14 protein-coding genes, 1 tRNA gene and 1 pseudogene are annotated in these 15,944 nt (G+C 70.2%); 11 read left to right on the top strand and 5 right to left on the bottom strand.

Going from position 1 to position 15,944, the window contains the following annotated elements; genetic code table 11:
• From SSP29_RS36325 to SSP29_RS36310, 4 genes are all read right to left on the bottom strand, one after another.
• Entirely contained in the window at positions 1-1,350 is a 1,350-nt protein-coding gene (locus tag SSP29_RS36325; protein WP_089105173.1) for a GTPase, read from the bottom strand.
• Positions 1,347-3,380: an Hsp70 family protein gene (locus SSP29_RS36320; RefSeq protein WP_089105172.1), complete on the bottom strand. Its 2,034-nt coding sequence runs from the start codon at positions 3,378-3,380 to the stop codon at positions 1,347-1,349. The genes SSP29_RS36325 and SSP29_RS36320 overlap by 4 nt, the downstream gene beginning before the upstream one ends.
• A gap of 284 nt (positions 3,381-3,664) precedes the next feature.
• Positions 3,665-4,231: a GPR1/FUN34/YaaH family transporter gene (locus SSP29_RS36315; RefSeq protein ID WP_089105171.1), complete on the bottom strand. Its 567-nt coding sequence runs from the start codon at positions 4,229-4,231 to the stop codon at positions 3,665-3,667.
• Positions 4,232-4,384: 153 nt separating this feature from the next.
• Positions 4,385-4,912, bottom strand: coding sequence for a universal stress protein (locus SSP29_RS36310; RefSeq protein ID WP_089105170.1), 528 nt, complete (start codon positions 4,910-4,912; stop codon positions 4,385-4,387).
• Between the two features lie 352 nt (positions 4,913-5,264).
• Here SSP29_RS36310 and SSP29_RS60285 point away from each other — a divergent pair, with 352 nt between their 5' ends.
• From SSP29_RS60285 to SSP29_RS36265, 9 genes and pseudogenes are all read left to right on the top strand, one after another.
• On the top strand, positions 5,265-5,600 hold the full coding sequence (locus SSP29_RS60285; RefSeq protein ID WP_150135577.1) for a hypothetical protein: 336 nt from the start codon (positions 5,265-5,267) through the stop codon (positions 5,598-5,600).
• Between the two features lie 377 nt (positions 5,601-5,977).
• A complete protein-coding gene (locus SSP29_RS36300; protein WP_089105168.1) occupies positions 5,978-7,150 on the top strand; it encodes a helix-turn-helix domain-containing protein in 1,173 nt (390 codons plus the stop codon).
• 469 nt (positions 7,151-7,619) lie between these two features.
• The gene (gene orn / locus SSP29_RS36295) at positions 7,620-8,222 is read left to right on the top strand and encodes an oligoribonuclease (protein WP_089105167.1); all 603 of its coding nucleotides are present in this window, start codon (positions 7,620-7,622) and stop codon (positions 8,220-8,222) included.
• 124 nt (positions 8,223-8,346) lie between these two features.
• Positions 8,347-8,419, top strand: a tRNA-His gene (locus SSP29_RS36290).
• Between the two features lie 119 nt (positions 8,420-8,538).
• On the top strand, positions 8,539-8,691 hold the full coding sequence (locus SSP29_RS58775) for a hypothetical protein (protein WP_167450075.1): 153 nt from the start codon (positions 8,539-8,541) through the stop codon (positions 8,689-8,691).
• Positions 8,692-9,171: 480 nt separating this feature from the next.
• A complete protein-coding gene (locus SSP29_RS36280; protein WP_089105165.1) occupies positions 9,172-9,525 on the top strand; it encodes a hypothetical protein in 354 nt (117 codons plus the stop codon).
• Positions 9,526-9,745: 220 nt separating this feature from the next.
• The gene (locus tag SSP29_RS36275) at positions 9,746-10,321 is read left to right on the top strand and encodes a TetR/AcrR family transcriptional regulator (RefSeq protein ID WP_089105164.1); all 576 of its coding nucleotides are present in this window, start codon (positions 9,746-9,748) and stop codon (positions 10,319-10,321) included.
• Positions 10,322-10,428: 107 nt separating this feature from the next.
• Positions 10,429-11,223 (top strand): SDR family NAD(P)-dependent oxidoreductase, encoded by a 795-nt coding sequence (locus SSP29_RS36270; RefSeq protein WP_089105163.1) that lies wholly within the window; start codon positions 10,429-10,431, stop codon positions 11,221-11,223.
• Positions 11,224-11,635: 412 nt separating this feature from the next.
• Positions 11,636-12,052 (top strand): annotated as a pseudogene (locus tag SSP29_RS36265) (methyltransferase); the annotation flags it as partial.
• Positions 12,053-12,205: 153 nt separating this feature from the next.
• Here SSP29_RS36265 and SSP29_RS36260 read toward each other — a convergent pair.
• Positions 12,206-13,261 (bottom strand): LacI family DNA-binding transcriptional regulator, encoded by a 1,056-nt coding sequence (locus tag SSP29_RS36260; RefSeq protein WP_089105162.1) that lies wholly within the window; start codon positions 13,259-13,261, stop codon positions 12,206-12,208.
• A 341-nt stretch (positions 13,262-13,602) separates the two neighbouring features.
• Here SSP29_RS36260 and SSP29_RS36255 point away from each other — a divergent pair, with 341 nt between their 5' ends.
• The gene (locus tag SSP29_RS36255; RefSeq protein WP_089105161.1) at positions 13,603-14,928 is read left to right on the top strand and encodes an ABC transporter substrate-binding protein; all 1,326 of its coding nucleotides are present in this window, start codon (positions 13,603-13,605) and stop codon (positions 14,926-14,928) included.
• 5 nt (positions 14,929-14,933) lie between these two features.
• Entirely contained in the window at positions 14,934-15,944 is a 1,011-nt protein-coding gene (locus SSP29_RS36250) for a carbohydrate ABC transporter permease (protein WP_089105356.1), read from the top strand.

Genomic DNA, 15,944 nt, shown 5'->3' with positions numbered 1-15,944 from the left:
TCATCCGGTCAGCTGCCGCACCGCAGCGGTGACGACTGTCTGGGCCACGTCGGCTGCCAGCACTCCCCGGGTTCCGGAACCGGTCCGGCGCCGCCAGCGCTGAATCACCGCCGTCAAGGGCTCGGGGATTTCATAGGGCTTGCCGCGCAGCAGGGCGATCGCCCAGTCCCGGTCGGCGACCGGGATGTCGGCCAGCAGCGAGGTGCTGAGCAGAAGCGCGGCCCGGCGTCGGGGGAACGCCTCGAACTCCTCCCCACTCCACATGCGGTCGAGCTGTTCACGAACCTTGGCCGCACGCAACCGCCCGCGCTGGTCCACCCATCGCCGCAGCCGCTCGGTCGCGGCCGTCACGGTCAGCAGGTCGGCGTCGTCGGCCAGTTCGGCAAGAACCTGCTCCAGGCGCGACAGCCGGGAAACCCGTTCGCAGCAGGCCGACAGCGACGCCACGTCGAGCTCACCGGCGGCCGGAAGCTCCGACACCAGCCATCCGAGACTCGGTATCAGGGCACGCAGGGGAGCCAGAGCCTCGGCGGCCCGGCCGCGCGCGCTCCACACCAGGCCCAGCTGAGCCCATCCGTTCTCCGCGAACCGGCGCAGCTCGGGATCACCGACGATCACGCGGACGAGGTCCACGTGCTCCTGCCGCACCCGCCCGCACCGGGCCACCATCGCGAGCTGCTGGCTCACCGCGACGCTGCGCACGCACGCCTTCCGGATCAGCAGCCGCCGCTCGGTCTTCGCGGCGGATTCCTCGACGGTCTCCCGCCGCTCGACCGAGTCCTTGATCGAGGTCTCCGAGACGGTCTCCGCCTTGCCGCCGACCAGGACCACGTTGCCCAGATCGCCCGAGCCCAGGGCGATGAAGTCCGCCAGCCGTTCGACATCCCCGGCAGCCGGCTCACCGACGACCAGGTAGACCAGCGCGGCAGCGGTGCCGGCCTCCTCGTGAGACGCGGACAGCAGGTTCAGCGTGGCCTGCTGTGATCCCGAATCCGTGTTGAGACCGGGGCTGTCGATCAGGACGAGCCGGTCGGCGAGCGGGAAGCCGGTCTCGACCGCGCGGTGCCCGCCCCCGAGCGGCGGCTGCCCCGCGAGATCCGGGTGGCGGTACCAGGTCACCTCGGCCGTGGTCTCGCGGCGGTTCACGCCGGCCAGCTCCCGCCCGAGCAGGGCGTTGACGAGTGTCGACTTGCCCGAGGAGACATAGCCCGCGACCATCACCCGTAACGGCTGCCGGCACTGTGCGGCGACGTCGGCCAGGAATCCCTCGCCGCGCAGGTCCTCCCGCACCGCCAGCTCCTCGGCCAGAACGGCCAGCGCCTCGGAGGCCGGGCCCGGCCCGGCGATCACGGCAGCGCCCCGGCGAACGTCAGGACGGACACCTCGCCGCGCTCGTGCCGGGCATAGGCCACCCCGGTCGTCCCGTCGGCCAGCAACTCGGCCGGGGCGGCGGCGTGTTCGGCATCCTTCAGGGCCTTCTGCACCCCGGTGCGCGCGTCCAGGGCCCGGTACAGCCGGATCTTCGTGTCATATGCGATGAGCACGGGGTGGGATTCCACCCGGACCACGGCGAGGGCCGACGCGACGAAGGCATCGCGCTTCCAGACCGGGGTGAAGCGTTCGCGCGAGCAGTCGTAGCACTGTATGTCCCGGTCCGAGGCCGTGAACACGAGCGATGCCTCCCCGGCGAGTGCGACAGCGGTGCGCGGAGCCGGCCCGGGGAGCTGGAGCACGTCCAGGGTCTCGGCCGTTCCGGGATCGATCAGGGTGATCCGGTCGGCTCCCACGGCCAGCAGGTACGGAACCGCCGTGAAAGCCAGCCGGTGCGGAGGGTGGCCGAGCCGCAGGGATGTCCGGTCGGAGCCGACGATCGACACCACTGCGTCGGAGTCGGCCCACGCGACCTGCCGTCCGCGCGCGGCGACTGCCACGACGCTGCTCGACGGCTTGGCTGAGCCGCTCTGCCAATACGCGCGGTACGACCGAAGGGGGCGGTCCTCGCCGATGTCCCAGACACACGCGCTGCGGTCCTGCGCGACCGTGACCAGCCTGTCGCCGGAGGGGTCGTAGCCCAGGGCCGCCACACCGTGCGGCCGGAGAAGCAGCCTGTCGTCACGCGGGCGCCGTGTGCTGCGGCGGACCAGTTCCACCGGGGCGTTGGCCGACTGCTCGCGCAGGCCGAGCATCGGCGTGCCGACGACGAGCCCGTCCGGGACCGCGACCGCTTGCGCCGCCCCCGCGGAGAGCACCGCGTGCTCAAGGGTCACCGGCCGCCGCGCCCTGGCGGTGTTCCCTCCCCACGGCCGCGGCATGCTTGCCGCACCGAGCGACACCGCCGTCGTGGCGGTGCCCGGTAAGCCCGACTCGTCCCAGGCGAGACAGGCGACGCCTGCCTCGTCGGCCAGTTCGGCAAGCGCGTCGTGGATGCTGGACAGGCGTGCCGCGCCGCCCGAGACGACCATCGCCTCCGGCCGTGTGGTGCCGCCCTCGATCGCGCGCCGCACCCGGCCGACGATCCGGTCGACCAGGTGTGCCGTGGCGTCGAAGAACTCGTCGCGGGCCACTTCGACCGCGATGTCGCCACGCGCGAAGACGGCCGCCCCGGTCTCGGCCGCCATCCGTTTCACCCGTTCCGCCTCGCGGGCCGCGAGGTGCGGCAACGCGTCGCAGAACTCGGTGAACTCCGTCAGGAGCGCCGCGTCCCGGGGGTCGTCGGACAGCGCCGCCGCCACGAGCGCGAGGACCTCCCGGTCGAAGTCGTCCCCGCCGAGGTAGTTGTCGCCGTCGGTGTACCGGACGGTGATCCTGTCGGACGGTTCGAGGTCGAGGACGGCGACGTCGAGCGTGGATGCCCCTACGTCCGCCACGAGCAAGGTGCCCGTTAACTGCCGGGCAGCCCGTATGTGCCACCCGACGGCCTCCGCCTCGCTCAGCAGACCGGCGGGCCGGACCCCCGCCAGGGCCGCTGCTTCGAGGAGGGCCGCACGCTGGATCTCGTTCCAGCCCACGGGGTGGGTCAGCAACAGCGGCACCTCCACGCCGCCGGTCTCCTGGAGCACGGCCTGCCAGGCATGGCCGATCACCGCCGCCACGCAGCGCACGAGCGGGCGCAGGACCACCGTGTCGAACTCGACCTCCTGGTGGACGGGCTCGATCTCGTCGGGACGGTTGATCCGTCTCTTCAACGCGGCCTGCATGCGGTGCGGGCGGCGTTGGGCGCTGGCGAGCGCACCGACACCGGAGAGGAGCCGGCCGTCCCGGTGGAGGAACACCGCGCTGGAGGATTCATGTGCTGCGTCGATGAGTACCGGCCTGGAGGAGCCCTCCTCGAAGAGGGCAGCCTTCGTCGCCGAGGCCCCGAAGTCGATGGCGGCGATCACTCAACACCCCCGGTCACGGACGGACTTGAGCCGGACCGAGCCCCCCCGGCGGCGTTTTTCGTCAGGCTGACGAACACAGCGGATTTCAGGCTAGCCACGAGGGCAAGTTTCGGTCAATACGACTAAATGGGGATTGCTGCCATGCGGAGCAAGAGCCACTGAAGCACCGCGCCGTCGGCACGCAGCCCGGACGACCGAACGGACCCCCACGTGCGCCACCGGCCACGGGGGGTCCGCTCATTGGATCGCCGGGGACGCCCAACTCCCCGGCGCCGGCTGCCATATCAGCCGTGGGCCGTCACCCCCCGACCGGCAGCCCGCCCCGGAAGCACCGTCGGCCAGTGCGCCAGCGCGGCCGTCGCGGCGTACCAGGCCACCGCCCCCGCCGCCACCGCAACCCAGCCGCCGGCCTTGGTCAGTGACGAGCTGTCGGCGAACTGCGCGACGGCGAGCACGAGCATCGCCAGGAACAGCAGCCCGTGCATGGCCTGTCCGAGCTGGTCGCCGCCCGCGAGGGTCAGCGACAGGGCCACGAGGGCGAAGAGGAGCAGGAAGAGCCCGGCCCCGTTGGCCGAGGAGTGGCCGCCGGAGGAGACGGCCCAGGTGAACCAGAGGGCACCGAGGGCCACATAGCCCGTGCCGTTTGCGGTGTCACGGTCGCGGAAGGCCAGCAGGCCGACCAGGAAGAGGGCGACTCCGCCCACGTAGTGGGCGATTGACACGGCGTCGGACGTGGTCACGTTGTCGATGACACCGGTGGTGCCGAGGCCGAACGCCAACAGGGTGATCCCCAGGGCGAGTCGGCCGGCCACGGTGGTGGTTCCGATTCCCGCAGAGACGTCATTGTCCACGGCGGGCTCCCTTCATGCCTGTGCAGTTGTGCGCGGTGACCGATATATGCCCTTCACAAGGGCACAAACACCTCTGCACGCCAGGAATTTCAGGCACTGCACGAAGAGAGCCGGACCGTTCCCATGGCACATCTCACCTGGGAGAACGTGGAGTTACGGAATGACAACGACAGGGCGCTTGGCCCGCTTGGCGAGTCGCCCGGCGACGGAGCCGAAGATCCGCCCGACGATCCCGTGGGTCGACCCCACGACGATCGCGTCGGCCTCGTACTCCCGCCCCACCTCTTCGAGTTCGTGGCAGATGTCGCCGCCGCGCTCGACGAGGATCCAGGGCACCTCGGCCAGGTACTCGGCGCAGGCGAGTTCGAGCCCGAGCACCTCCGTCCGGTGATCCGGCACGTCGACGAAGACGGGTGGCTCGCAGCCGGCCCACACGGTGGTCGGCAGTCGGTTGGCTACGTGGACGATGATCAGCCCTGCGCGGGAGCGGTGTGCCATCCCGATCGCATAGGCGAGGGCGCGTTCACTGGAGGTGGAGCCGTCGAAGCCGACGACCACCCCGTGTTTGAAGGCGGGATCGCAGGAAGGGCGTGACTCTTCCGCCGCCAGCGCATCGGCCGCCGTGGGGTCGGCGACCGGCCGCTTGCGGTCCGCTGGATCGAAGAATTCGTGACCGGCCATGGCTGTCTCGGCGTTGTGATCCTTGTGTGGAGGGGACGACAGTGTGCGGCGGAGCTGTGTCCGGGAAACATCTTCCCAACCCCATACCCCCAAGGGTACGGCGGCACGCCTCCTCAGCCCAGATCCCGCGCACTCTCCGTAGGGGACCTTCCCCGGAGTCGGTTAGGGGTTCCAGGGAGCATGCACGAGCCGCGCCCGTAACGCAATGGTTGCTGCCCCGTACAGGCGGTTTGCACAGGATTCGGACAGCACCGGAGCTCCACGCACGGTGACCGACCGCCCGAACGCGCGTTGATCCCGGTACGAGTGCGTCACAAGGGAGCACAAGGGAGTACGTCGAGGGAGTACGACCATGTCCGGACCGCGCCCCACCACCCCCGATCCGCGCCCCGCACCGCACCGGGCCCCACGCCCCGCACCGCACCGGGCCCCACGCCCCGCCCCACGCCCGGCCCCGCGCCCAGCCCCGGACACCGCCGGCGACGTGGTCCGCTGGGCCGTGTTCTCCTGCGTCCTCGTCCCCGTGGTGCTCCTCTGGTACGGCACCGCACCGGCCGGCGCGGCCGGCACCGCCCTCGGCCTCGCCGCCGTCACCGCCGCCTGCCGCTTCCTGCTGCGCCGCTCGGAGCGCGGGACGGCGCCCCGGGGAGGCGGACGTCACACCCGGAGCACTACACCGGTCGACTGACCGGTTTCCGTGCACGCGAACGCTTCTTTTCAGCCAACTTCCCGGACCCGTACAGGAGGGGCACCAACTACCCCCCAACCCCCGTTCCACCTGCACGGAAAGGGTCCGCAGGACCCTCCGCACCCTACGCGGTTTGGCCACTGCCACGAGGCGCACTTCCCTGCACGGCCCGTGAGTGCAACCCTTCGTGATCGAATGCTTCACGCCAAGTTGTCATGTCGACAATCGACGGCGTGTCGAACTGGTCAACGCGACACTGCGGAAACCAGTAGATTCGATCTTGACGTCTTACGGCGGGGGACTCGTGCAGGACCGAGGGGAAACGTGCAGGAGCGACACAACCGAGGAGCCGCGACCACCGAGGGGGGCTTAGCAGGATGAGCCACGACTCCACTGCCGCGCCGGAAGCCGCGGCCCGGAAACTCTCCGGGCGACGCCGCAAGGAGATTGTCGCGGTGCTGCTGTTCAGCGGCGGCCCCATCTTCGAGAGTTCCATACCGCTGTCGGTGTTCGGGATAGACCGCCAGGACGCCGGCGTACCGCGCTACCGACTGCTGGTGTGCGGTGGCGAGGAAGGCCCGCTGCGGACCACAGGGGGCCTGGAACTCACCGCGCCGCATGGCCTGGAAGCGATCTCGCGCGCCGGCACGGTCGTCGTACCGGCCTGGCGTTCGATCACCGCGCCGCCGCCGGAAGATGCGCTGGACGCGCTGCGCCGCGCCCACGAAGAAGGGGCCCGCATAGTCGGGCTGTGCACGGGCGCGTTCGTGCTGGCCGCCGCAGGCCTGCTGGACGGCCGCCCGGCCACCACCCACTGGATGTACGCACCGACGCTGGCCAAGCGCTACCCGTCGGTACACGTCGACCCGCGAGAGCTCTTCGTGGACGACGGCGACGTCCTCACGTCCGCCGGTACGGCGGCCGGAATCGATCTCTGTCTCCACATCGTGCGGACGGACCACGGCAACGAGGCGGCCGGTGCGCTCGCCCGCCGCCTGGTGGTCCCGCCGCGCCGCTCGGGCGGTCAGGAGCGCTACCTCGATCGATCTTTACCAGAGGAGATCGGCGCCGACCCGCTCGCCGAGGTCGTCGCCTGGGCGCTGGAGCACCTCCACGAGCAGTTCGACGTGGAGACGCTGGCGGCTCGCGCGTACATGAGCCGCCGCACCTTCGACCGCCGGTTCCGCTCACTGACGGGCAGCGCGCCCTTGCAGTGGCTGATCACGCAGCGGGTACTGCAGGCGCAGCGTCTCCTGGAAACGTCGGACTACTCGGTGGACGAGGTGGCGGGCCGCTGCGGCTTCCGCTCCCCCGTCGCCCTGCGCGGCCACTTCCGCCGCCAGCTGGGTTCGTCCCCGGCGGCGTACCGGGCGGCGTACCGGGCGAGGCGGCCGCAGGCCGAACGGGCCGACGCGCCGGAACCGGCACCGCTGCCGCCGACGGGCCCGCTCGCGGTCCCGTACCCCGAGGGCGTACTGCCGATGCAGACCCGCAGGACAGCGGCGGTGGGCCTCTCACCCAGCCTCCCGGGCCCCCGCACAGGCAGCTGACCCACCCCGGCCCACCCGACACCCTCGGGTGGGCCGGAACCACCCCCTCGCCCACCCACCACCCGACTCGGCGGGACAAAGAGGCGAGGCAGAGGCATGCCCCGACTCAGCCGGTCCGGCGCGAGGCCGTAGCGGGGGCGGCCCCTATAAAGACAACGACGCGCAGCCGTCCTCCCCAGCCCGTCGGGCGCTCGGGGACAAGGCCATAGCGTGAGCCGCAGCCCTCGAAGACCACGGCGCTCGGCCGCCCTCCCAGCCCGTCCGGCCCTCGAAGACCACGGCGCTCGGCCGCCCTCCCAGCCCGTCCGGCGCTCGAAGACCACGGCGCTCGGCCGCCCTCCCAGCCCGTCCGGCGTTTGAGGACGAGGCCGTAGGCCGATGATGCGGGGGTACGGGGGCGGCAGCCCACGGAGACGTCGGCCTTGCACCGGGGGCACCCAAACGCCGACGTCAGCTTTAGGGTGGTCGCATGAACGATCGCATGGTGTGGATCGACTGCGAGATGACCGGCCTCTCGCTGTCCGACGACGCGCTCATCGAGGTGGCCGCACTGGTCACCGACTCCGAGCTGAACGTGCTCGGCGAGGGCGTGGACATCGTCATCCGTCCGCCGGCCAAGGCACTGGAGACGATGCCGGAGGTGGTGCGGCAGATGCACACCACGTCCGGCCTGCTCGACGAGCTGGCGGGCGGCACGACGCTCGCCGAGGCCGAGGAGCAGGTCCTGGCCTATGTACGGGAACACGTGAAGGAACCCGGCAAGGCCCCGCTGTGCGGCAACTCCGTCGGCACCGACCGCGGCTTCCTCGCCAGGGACATGGCGGCCCTGGAGGGCTGGCTGCACTACCGGATCGTCGACGTGTCCAGCGTCAAGGAGCTGGCCAGGCGCTGGTACCCGCGGGCCTACTTCAACAGCCCGGAGAAGAACGGCAACCACCGCGCCCTCGCCGACATCCGCGAGTCGATCGCCGAACTGCGCTACTACCGCGAGGCCATCTTCGTACCGCAGCCCGGCCCCGACTCGGACACCGCGCGGACGATCGCGGCCAAGCACGTCCTGCCTGCGGAATAGGAGTCCAGGGGGCGTCCAGGAGGTCTCCGGAGGGGCGCCGGGAAAGCCGTGCGCGAGCACCCCTTCGGACCCTGTACACTTTTTCTCGGCCGGTCGGAGAACCACAAAGTCACCGCCGGTCGTGGTGGGTGTAGCTCAGCTGGTAGAGCACCTGGTTGTGGTCCAGGATGTCGCGGGTTCGAGTCCCGTCACTCACCCTTACATGAAAGGCCCCTGGTCTGCGGAAACGCAGGCCAGGGGCCTTTTCGGTCATCCGGTTCGGCCAGACCGCGCGGAACCCATGGCTGCCTCAATTCCCGCCCGCATCATGCGGGTTGTGAGCTTCTTCGACGTGCTCTGCCCGTACCCAGCCGTGGCCGACATCGTGGATCAGACGCTCGGCGGTTCCGCCGGCGGTGCCGCCGGCGGTGGGTGCGTCCTGCTGGGGTGGAGCCCCCGTGCGAATGCCGCTTCCCCGGTGCTGTCCTGACGTGGTCGGCGATCACGGTTCGCGCGGCCAGGAGCGCTGGGGCCGTCGGCCGCCATCCCGAGGGAGGGACCATGACATCCATGCCGATGGCCGGCATCCGCCCAGGTGCCCCCCGCACAGCCCGCGGATCTCGTCCTGCGCACGCGAAGATCTTCACCGGCGCCCCGAAGCGGCCGGCCGCGACCGCGCTCGCCGTGCGCAACGGTTCGGTGACCGTCGTCGGCGGGGACCGGGAAGTCGCTCCGCTGGCAGGTCCGCAGACTCGGGTGATCGACGCCTGGGGGCACCGCGTCGTGCCGGGCCTGAACGACTCGCACAACCACGTCGTCCGCGGCGGCCTGCATTTCGTCCTCGAACTCCGGTGGGACGGCGTGCGGATCGCCCGCCGCCCCCATCCCGGCCTGCCTGGTCCGGGCCGGCACGAACGCCGACGGCCTGCCCGCGTTCGTCGACCTCAGCCGCCTGGACGGCGCCCTCAGCGTGACCGGCGAGAAGGCTGTGGCCCGCGATGTCGCACAGAACCTGCTGGCGGAGATCGCCCGTACCCGTCCCGGCACTCCGGTGACCGTACTGCGGGGAACGGCCGACGCTCCGCCGCTCGCCGTACCGCCGAGCCTCCAGCACTTGCCGCAGGTCACCCCGCAGGCCGTGACCGCTCCGGTCCCCGCACAAGGCACGGCGCGCGGCGCCGCCTCGCGCCGGCCGGTCAGGGGCCTGGTCGTGGTGGCGGGGACGCCGAACGGGCGGGAGGCCGCCGAACTGGCAGCCCTGTGCGGCCCGGGCGGTGCGGGCTGGACCGGACTCGTCTACGGGGAGGCCCAGGACGCACACTGACGCTGGTACACCGACAGTGACGGCCGCGTCGACATCCCTGTGCTGGACCTGAAGCTCACGGTGCCCGCCTGAGCGAGGTGCCGGCCCGTCACCGGTGGACGTCGTGATCTTCCGGCAGCGGACTCCCAGCGCACACGCCCTCACCTGCATGGATACCGTCGAGCGAGCCAAGCCCTTCATTGTGGATTGACTATTCCACAAAGCGCGCTACGCTGTCCCCATGGCACGCATCAGGGAATTCGACACGGACCAGGCGGTAGACCGCGCCATGGACCTGTTCTGGCGCCGGGGCTATGCCGAGACCTCCCTGCAGGACCTGTTGAAGGAACTGTCGATAGGCAGCGGCAGCTTCTACGCGGCCTTCGGCTCGAAGGAGCAGCTCTACATCCGCTCCCTCGACCGCTACATCTCCCTCCAGGGCGGCGACCTGGAGACGACCCTCGGCGAGACGCCCGGGATCCGGCCCGCGGTCCGCAGGGTGCTCACCTCCATGATCGAGGCGGACCTGGCCGACCCCACGCGTGGCTGCCTCGTGGTCAACACCGCCACGGAGTGCGGCGACCAGCCCTTGGCCGCGGACCGCGTCAACACCGCGATCCGGCAGGTCGAGTCCTCGCTCGCCGGCGCCCTGGAGCGGGCACAAGCGCGCGGGGAGATCTCCCCCGAGAAGAACCCGGGTGAACTGGCCAGGTTCCTGACCACGTTCATCCAGGGGATCCGCATCGTCGGCGGAGCACGCGTGGGGAGGGAGTTCATAGAGGACGCCCTGTCCACGGCGATGCGCGTACTGGACTGAACACCGCGGAAAACCCGCACAGCACACCACGGAAAACGCGCACAGCGCCCACATCCGCGGTTAGTCCTACCTTAATTATGTATTGATCAATCCAGAAAGGGATCGTCATGGAACTGCACCTCAAGGACAAGGTCGCCGTCGTCACCGGAGCCAGCAAGGGCATCGGCCTGGCCGTGGTCGAGAAGCTGGCCCACGAGGGCGTCAAGGTGGTGGCCGGCAGCCGCTCCTCCACTCCCGAGCTGGACGCCCTGGCAGCCGACCACGACATCTTGATCGTGCCGGTGGACCTGTCCACCACACAGGGCGCGGAGACCCTGATCCAGCAGGCCGTCGAGCGCCACCAGCGCCTGGACATCCTGGTCAACAACGTCGGCGCCGCCGAACCCCGCGAGTCGTTCCTCAAGGTCGACGACGCCGACTGGCAGCGGATCTTCGACCTGACCTTCTTCAGCGCCGTCCGCGCCAGCCGCGCCGCCCTCCCCCATCTGATCGCAGCGGGTGACGCGGCCATCGTGAACATCAGCTCGATCAACGCCCGGCTGCCCTTCCCCATGGTGGTCGACTACTCGGCGGCCAAGGCCGCACTGACCAACCTCAACAAGTCCCTGTCCGAGGAGTTCGCGCCTCAGGGCGTGCGCGTCAACGCCATCGCCCCGGGCCCGGTCCGCACGCCGTTCTGGACCGCGCCGGGCGGCTTCGCCGACGCCACCGCCGCGGCCGCCGGGACCACCGCACAGGAAGCGCTGGACGTCGTCGTGCCGCAGAGCATGGGCATCACGTCCGGACGAATCAGCGAGGCACACGAAGTCGCCGACCTCACCCTGTTCCTCGCCTCGCCCCTCGCCGCGAACATCACCGGAACGGAGACCCTCATCGACGGCGGCCAGACCAAGACGCTCTGAGACCGACGGACGACACCCACACCTCAAGGCCGCCGGACAGGAGACGGGCCGCACTCCGCGACCGCCCCGCCATCGCCGGCCGTCCGGGAACGAGACGGCCGGCCCCTCCCCGCGCCGCGACGAGGCCGGCCCGGGCCACAGGACCGCGCCCGAAAGGGCGACTCGGGCGGCCAGAAGGGCGCTCCCCCGCCGTTCACTCCGGCATCACACCCACACCAGTCCCCCCACCTGGCCACGAACCGACAACTGTTCGCCATTCAACTTTCAACAAATGGAGAGAAATGTCGGTCACCGACCCGATCACCCCTGAGCCGCTTCTTCAACTCGGCCTGGGCTTCATGGCTTCCAAGACTCTTCTGAGCGCAGTGGAGTTGGGAATCTTCACCGCGCTGGCCGAACCGGAGCCGTCTTCGAGCTTCCCCCCGTCGGCCCGGTGTTCGAGGAGTTCGTCGCCGCCCACGGCCTGACCGACCGCCTCGCCTTCCACGGCGGGGACTTCTTCTCCGACCCGCTGCCCGAGGCCGACGTCTACGTCATGGGGCAGATCCTCCACGACTGGAACCTGGAGCAGCGCCAGTTCCTGCTCAAGAAGGCCTACGACGCCCTGCCCGAGGGCGGCACCCTCATCGTCTACGACGCCATGATCGACGACGAGCGCCGCCACAACACCTACGGCCTGATGCTGTCGCTCAACATGCTCATCGACACGGAGGGCGGATCGGAGTACACGGTCGCGGATGCCACCCAGTGGCTCCGGGCCGCCGGCTTCGCCAAGGTGGAGGCCCGTCACCTCATCGGCGGCTGCACCGCCGTCTACGCCACCAAGTGAGCGTCGACCTCGCCCCTGAACGTTGACGAGCAGCCGGCGGCACTCCAGCCGTTCGCAAGCCGGGCACCGCGTCCGCGGCGCGGGCGGCCAGGACCTGTTGCGAAAGTGGCGCCTGCCGCGCTTCGGCCGACGACGCCACTTTCGCGACAGGCCCTAGGAAGACGCGCGCACCACCAGCTCCGTAGGCAGCACCGCATGCCGTCGCTCCAGCCCCCGGGACGCGGCCGGGCGGCGGTCGGCGATCTCCGCGAGGAGGAGGTCGATCATCGCGCGGCCCATCTCCACTATGGGCTGGCGAACGCTGGTGAGCGGCGGGTCCATGTGGCGGGCGATGGCCGAGTCGTCGTACCCGACCAGCGCCACGTCGTCGGGGATCCGGCGGCCCACCTCGCGCAGCACCTGGCGGGCGCCCGCCGCCATCACGTCCGAGCCGGCGAAGACGGCGTCGAGGGTGGGGTGCCGGTCCAGCAGCACGGACATCGCCCGCCGGCCGCCCTCCTCGGTGAAGTCGCCCGGCTCGATGAGGAGTTCGTCGGCCTTGTGGCCGGCGTCGCGCAGGGCGTCGCGGTAGCCGTCGACGCGGCGCTGGGCGCCGTACACGTCCAGGCGGCCGGTGATGTGCGCGATCGTCCGGCGGCCGGAGGCGAGCAGGTGCTCCACGGCCGAGCGGCCGCCGCCGTAGTTGTCGGAGTCGACGGAGGTCAGCGTCTCTGCGGCGGAGCGCGGGCCGCTGATCACGGCCGGGATCTCCAGCTGGACGAGGAGGTCCGGCAGCGGGTCGTCGGCGTGCACGGAGACCAGCAGGACACCGTCGACGCGGTGCGCGGCGAGGTACTGGGCGAGCCGCTGCCGCTCCCGGTCGCTGCCCGCGAAGATCAGCAGCAACTGCATCTCGGTGTCGGAGAGTTCGGCGCCGACACCGCGGAGCATGTCCGAGAAGTACGGCTCCGCGAAGAACCGGGTCTCCGGCTCGGGGACGACCAGGGCGATGGCGTCGGTGCGGTTGGCGGCGAGGGCGCGGGCGGCCGTGTTCGGGACATAACCGAGCTCCGCGACGGCGGCCTCGACGGCGGCCCGGGTGGCGTCACTGACCCGCGGCGACCCGTTGATCACCCGGGACACGGTGCCGCGCCCCACCCCGGCCCGGGCCGCCACCTCTTCGAGGGTGGGCCGACCACCGCTACGCCCCCGCGCTCCGTGGCTTGCCATGGGCTCCGCCCTCCTCGCCGACGTACAACTCGCTGGCCTGGAATCTAACAGTGCCGCCCGTCGGCGCAGCCGCGGCCGTTTTGTCAGGACATATGCGGTTTTCTCGGGTGCCGATCCGCGTTAGCTAACAGCCGGATAACTGAACGCGGTTCGCCGCGCCCGCTCCCTTGACACCCCGCTCCGAACCGACGACTCTTCAACACATCACTGGTGGGAGCGCTCCCACAGTACCTGACACATACACATCCCGCACGTTCCCCGCCCGAGCCGCAGCGAGAACTAACGGGCCCAACAATGCAGTTGGCCGGGGGGTCGGCACGTCAGGGCAACAGGAGGACGTAATGCGAGCACGTACCCGAACCGCCTCGCGCAAGGCGGTGGTCCTGGCGGCCGTAGTGTCGTTGGGAGGAGCACTGCTGGCCGGCTGCGCGAACGACAGCGGTGGCAGCAGCGACGGCACCAGTGGCGGCGGCAAGGGCAAGACGACGATCACGCTCGGCCTGTTCGGCACCTTCGGCTTCAAGGAGGCCGGGCTCTACAAGGAGTACGAGAAGCTCCACCCGAACATCGTCATCAAGGACACCTCGGTCGAGCAGAACGCGAACTACTACCCGGCGCTCGTCAACCACCTGACCACCAACAGCGGCCTGATGGACATCCAGGCCGTCGAGGTCAGCAACATCGCCGAGGTCACCAGCACGTTCGCCGACAAGCTGGAGGACCTGTCCAAGGTCGACGGCGTCTCGGAGAGCAACTGGCTGGACTCGAAGTGGAAGCAGGCCACCACCAGCGGCGGCCAGACCATCGGGCTCGGCACCGACGTCGGTCCGCTCGCCATCTGCTACCGCAAGGACCTCTTCCAGCAGGCCGGCCTGCCCACCGACCGCGACGCGGTGAGCAAGCTGTGGGCCGGCAGCTGGGACAAGTTCCTCCAGGTCGGCGAGAACTACAAGAAGAAGGCGCCCTCCGGCACCACCTTCATGGACTCCCCCGGTGGCCTCCTGAACGCGATCCTGTCCGGTGAGAGCACCAAGTTCTACGACTCCTCCGGCAAGATCATCTACAAGACGAACCCCGCCGTGAAGACCGCGTTCGACACGACCGCGAAGGCCGCGCAGGAGGGGCTGGTCCAGGCGCAGACCCAGTTCCAGCCGTCCTGGAACAGCACGATCGCCAACAACAAGTTCGCCGCGATCTCCTGCCCGCCGTGGATGCTCGGCTACATCAAGGGCCAGTCCAAGGCGGACGCGGCCGGCAAGTGGGACGTCGCCCAGGCGCCGAAGGCCGGCAACTGGGGCGGTTCCTTCCTGACCGTGCCCAAGAGCGGCAAGAACGTCGCGGAGGCCGAGAAGCTGGCCGCCTGGCTGACCGCACCCGACCAGCAGGCCAAGCTCTTCAGCGTGCAGGGCTCCTTCCCGAGCGCGCCGTCGACGTACACCTCGGCGGCGGTGACCGGCGCCAAGAACGACATGACCGGTGACGCCCCGATCGGCACGATCTTCGCCGCGGCCGCCAAGAGCAGCCCGGTGCAGGTCATCGGCCCGAAGGACCAGATCATCCAGGACGGTCTGGCCAACAACGGCGTCATCCTCGTCACCAAGGGCAAGACGCCCGCGGAGGCCTGGGCGACGGCCACCAAGACCATCGACAACAGCCTGGACAAGTGACCGCCATGGCCACCCGGCACGACACCGCCGCCCCCCTCGCGCAGGAGGGGGGCGCGGCCCCGGTCCGCCCGCCCGCCGCTCCCACGGAGGCGGAGCGGCGGCGCCGCGCCCGTCTCTCGCGCCGCTGGCAGCGGGACATCAAGTGGAGCCCGTACGGCTTCATCTCGCCGTTCTTCGTGCTCTTCCTCGCCTTCGGGCTCTTCCCGCTCGTCTACACGGGCTGGGCCTCGCTGCACACGGTGGAGCTGACCGCGCCCACCGACATGCAGTGGGCGGGGCTGCACAACTACACCCGGATCTTCGGCGACGACTTCTTCTGGAACGCGGCGAAGAACACCCTGACCATCGGGATCATCTCGACGGTCCCGCAGCTGCTGATGGCGATGGGGCTCGCCCACATCCTCAACTACCGGCTGCGCGCCTCGACCTTCTACCGGGTCGTGATGCTGGCGCCGTACGCCACCTCGATCGCCGCCGCCTCCCTCGTCTTCGTCCTGCTCTTCGGCCGCGACTACGGCATGATCAACTGGGCGCTGCACTTCGTGGGTGTCGGTCACATCGACTGGCAGAACGACAAGTGGCCGTCCCAGATAGCCGTGTCGTCGATCGTGATCTGGCGGTGGACCGGCTACAACGCGCTGATCTACCTGGCGGCGATGCAGGCGATCCCGCAGGACCTGTACGAGTCGGCGGCGCTGGACGGCGCCTCGCGCTGGCGGCAGTTCGTCCATGTGACGCTGCCGCAGCTGCGGCCGACGATCCTGTTCACCTGCGTGGTGTCGACCATCGGCGCGAGCCAGCTGTTCGGCGAGCCGCTGATCTTCGACGCCAACAAGGGCGCGTCGGGCGGTGCGGAGCACCAGTTCCAGACGCTCGGCCTGTACCTGTACGAGCAGGGCTGGGTGAACCAGCACCTGGGCCGGGCCTCCGCCATCGCCTGGACGATGTTCCTGATCCTCATCGTGATCGGGATCGTCAACTACGTCATCTCGCGCCGGCTGCGCGCCAGTAGTTAG

The organism is Streptomyces hyaluromycini, assembly GCF_002217755.1.
GTDB classification, from domain to species: Bacteria; Actinomycetota; Actinomycetes; order Streptomycetales; family Streptomycetaceae; genus Streptomyces; species Streptomyces hyaluromycini.
This window is presented reverse-complemented; position numbering and strand designations above follow the sequence as displayed.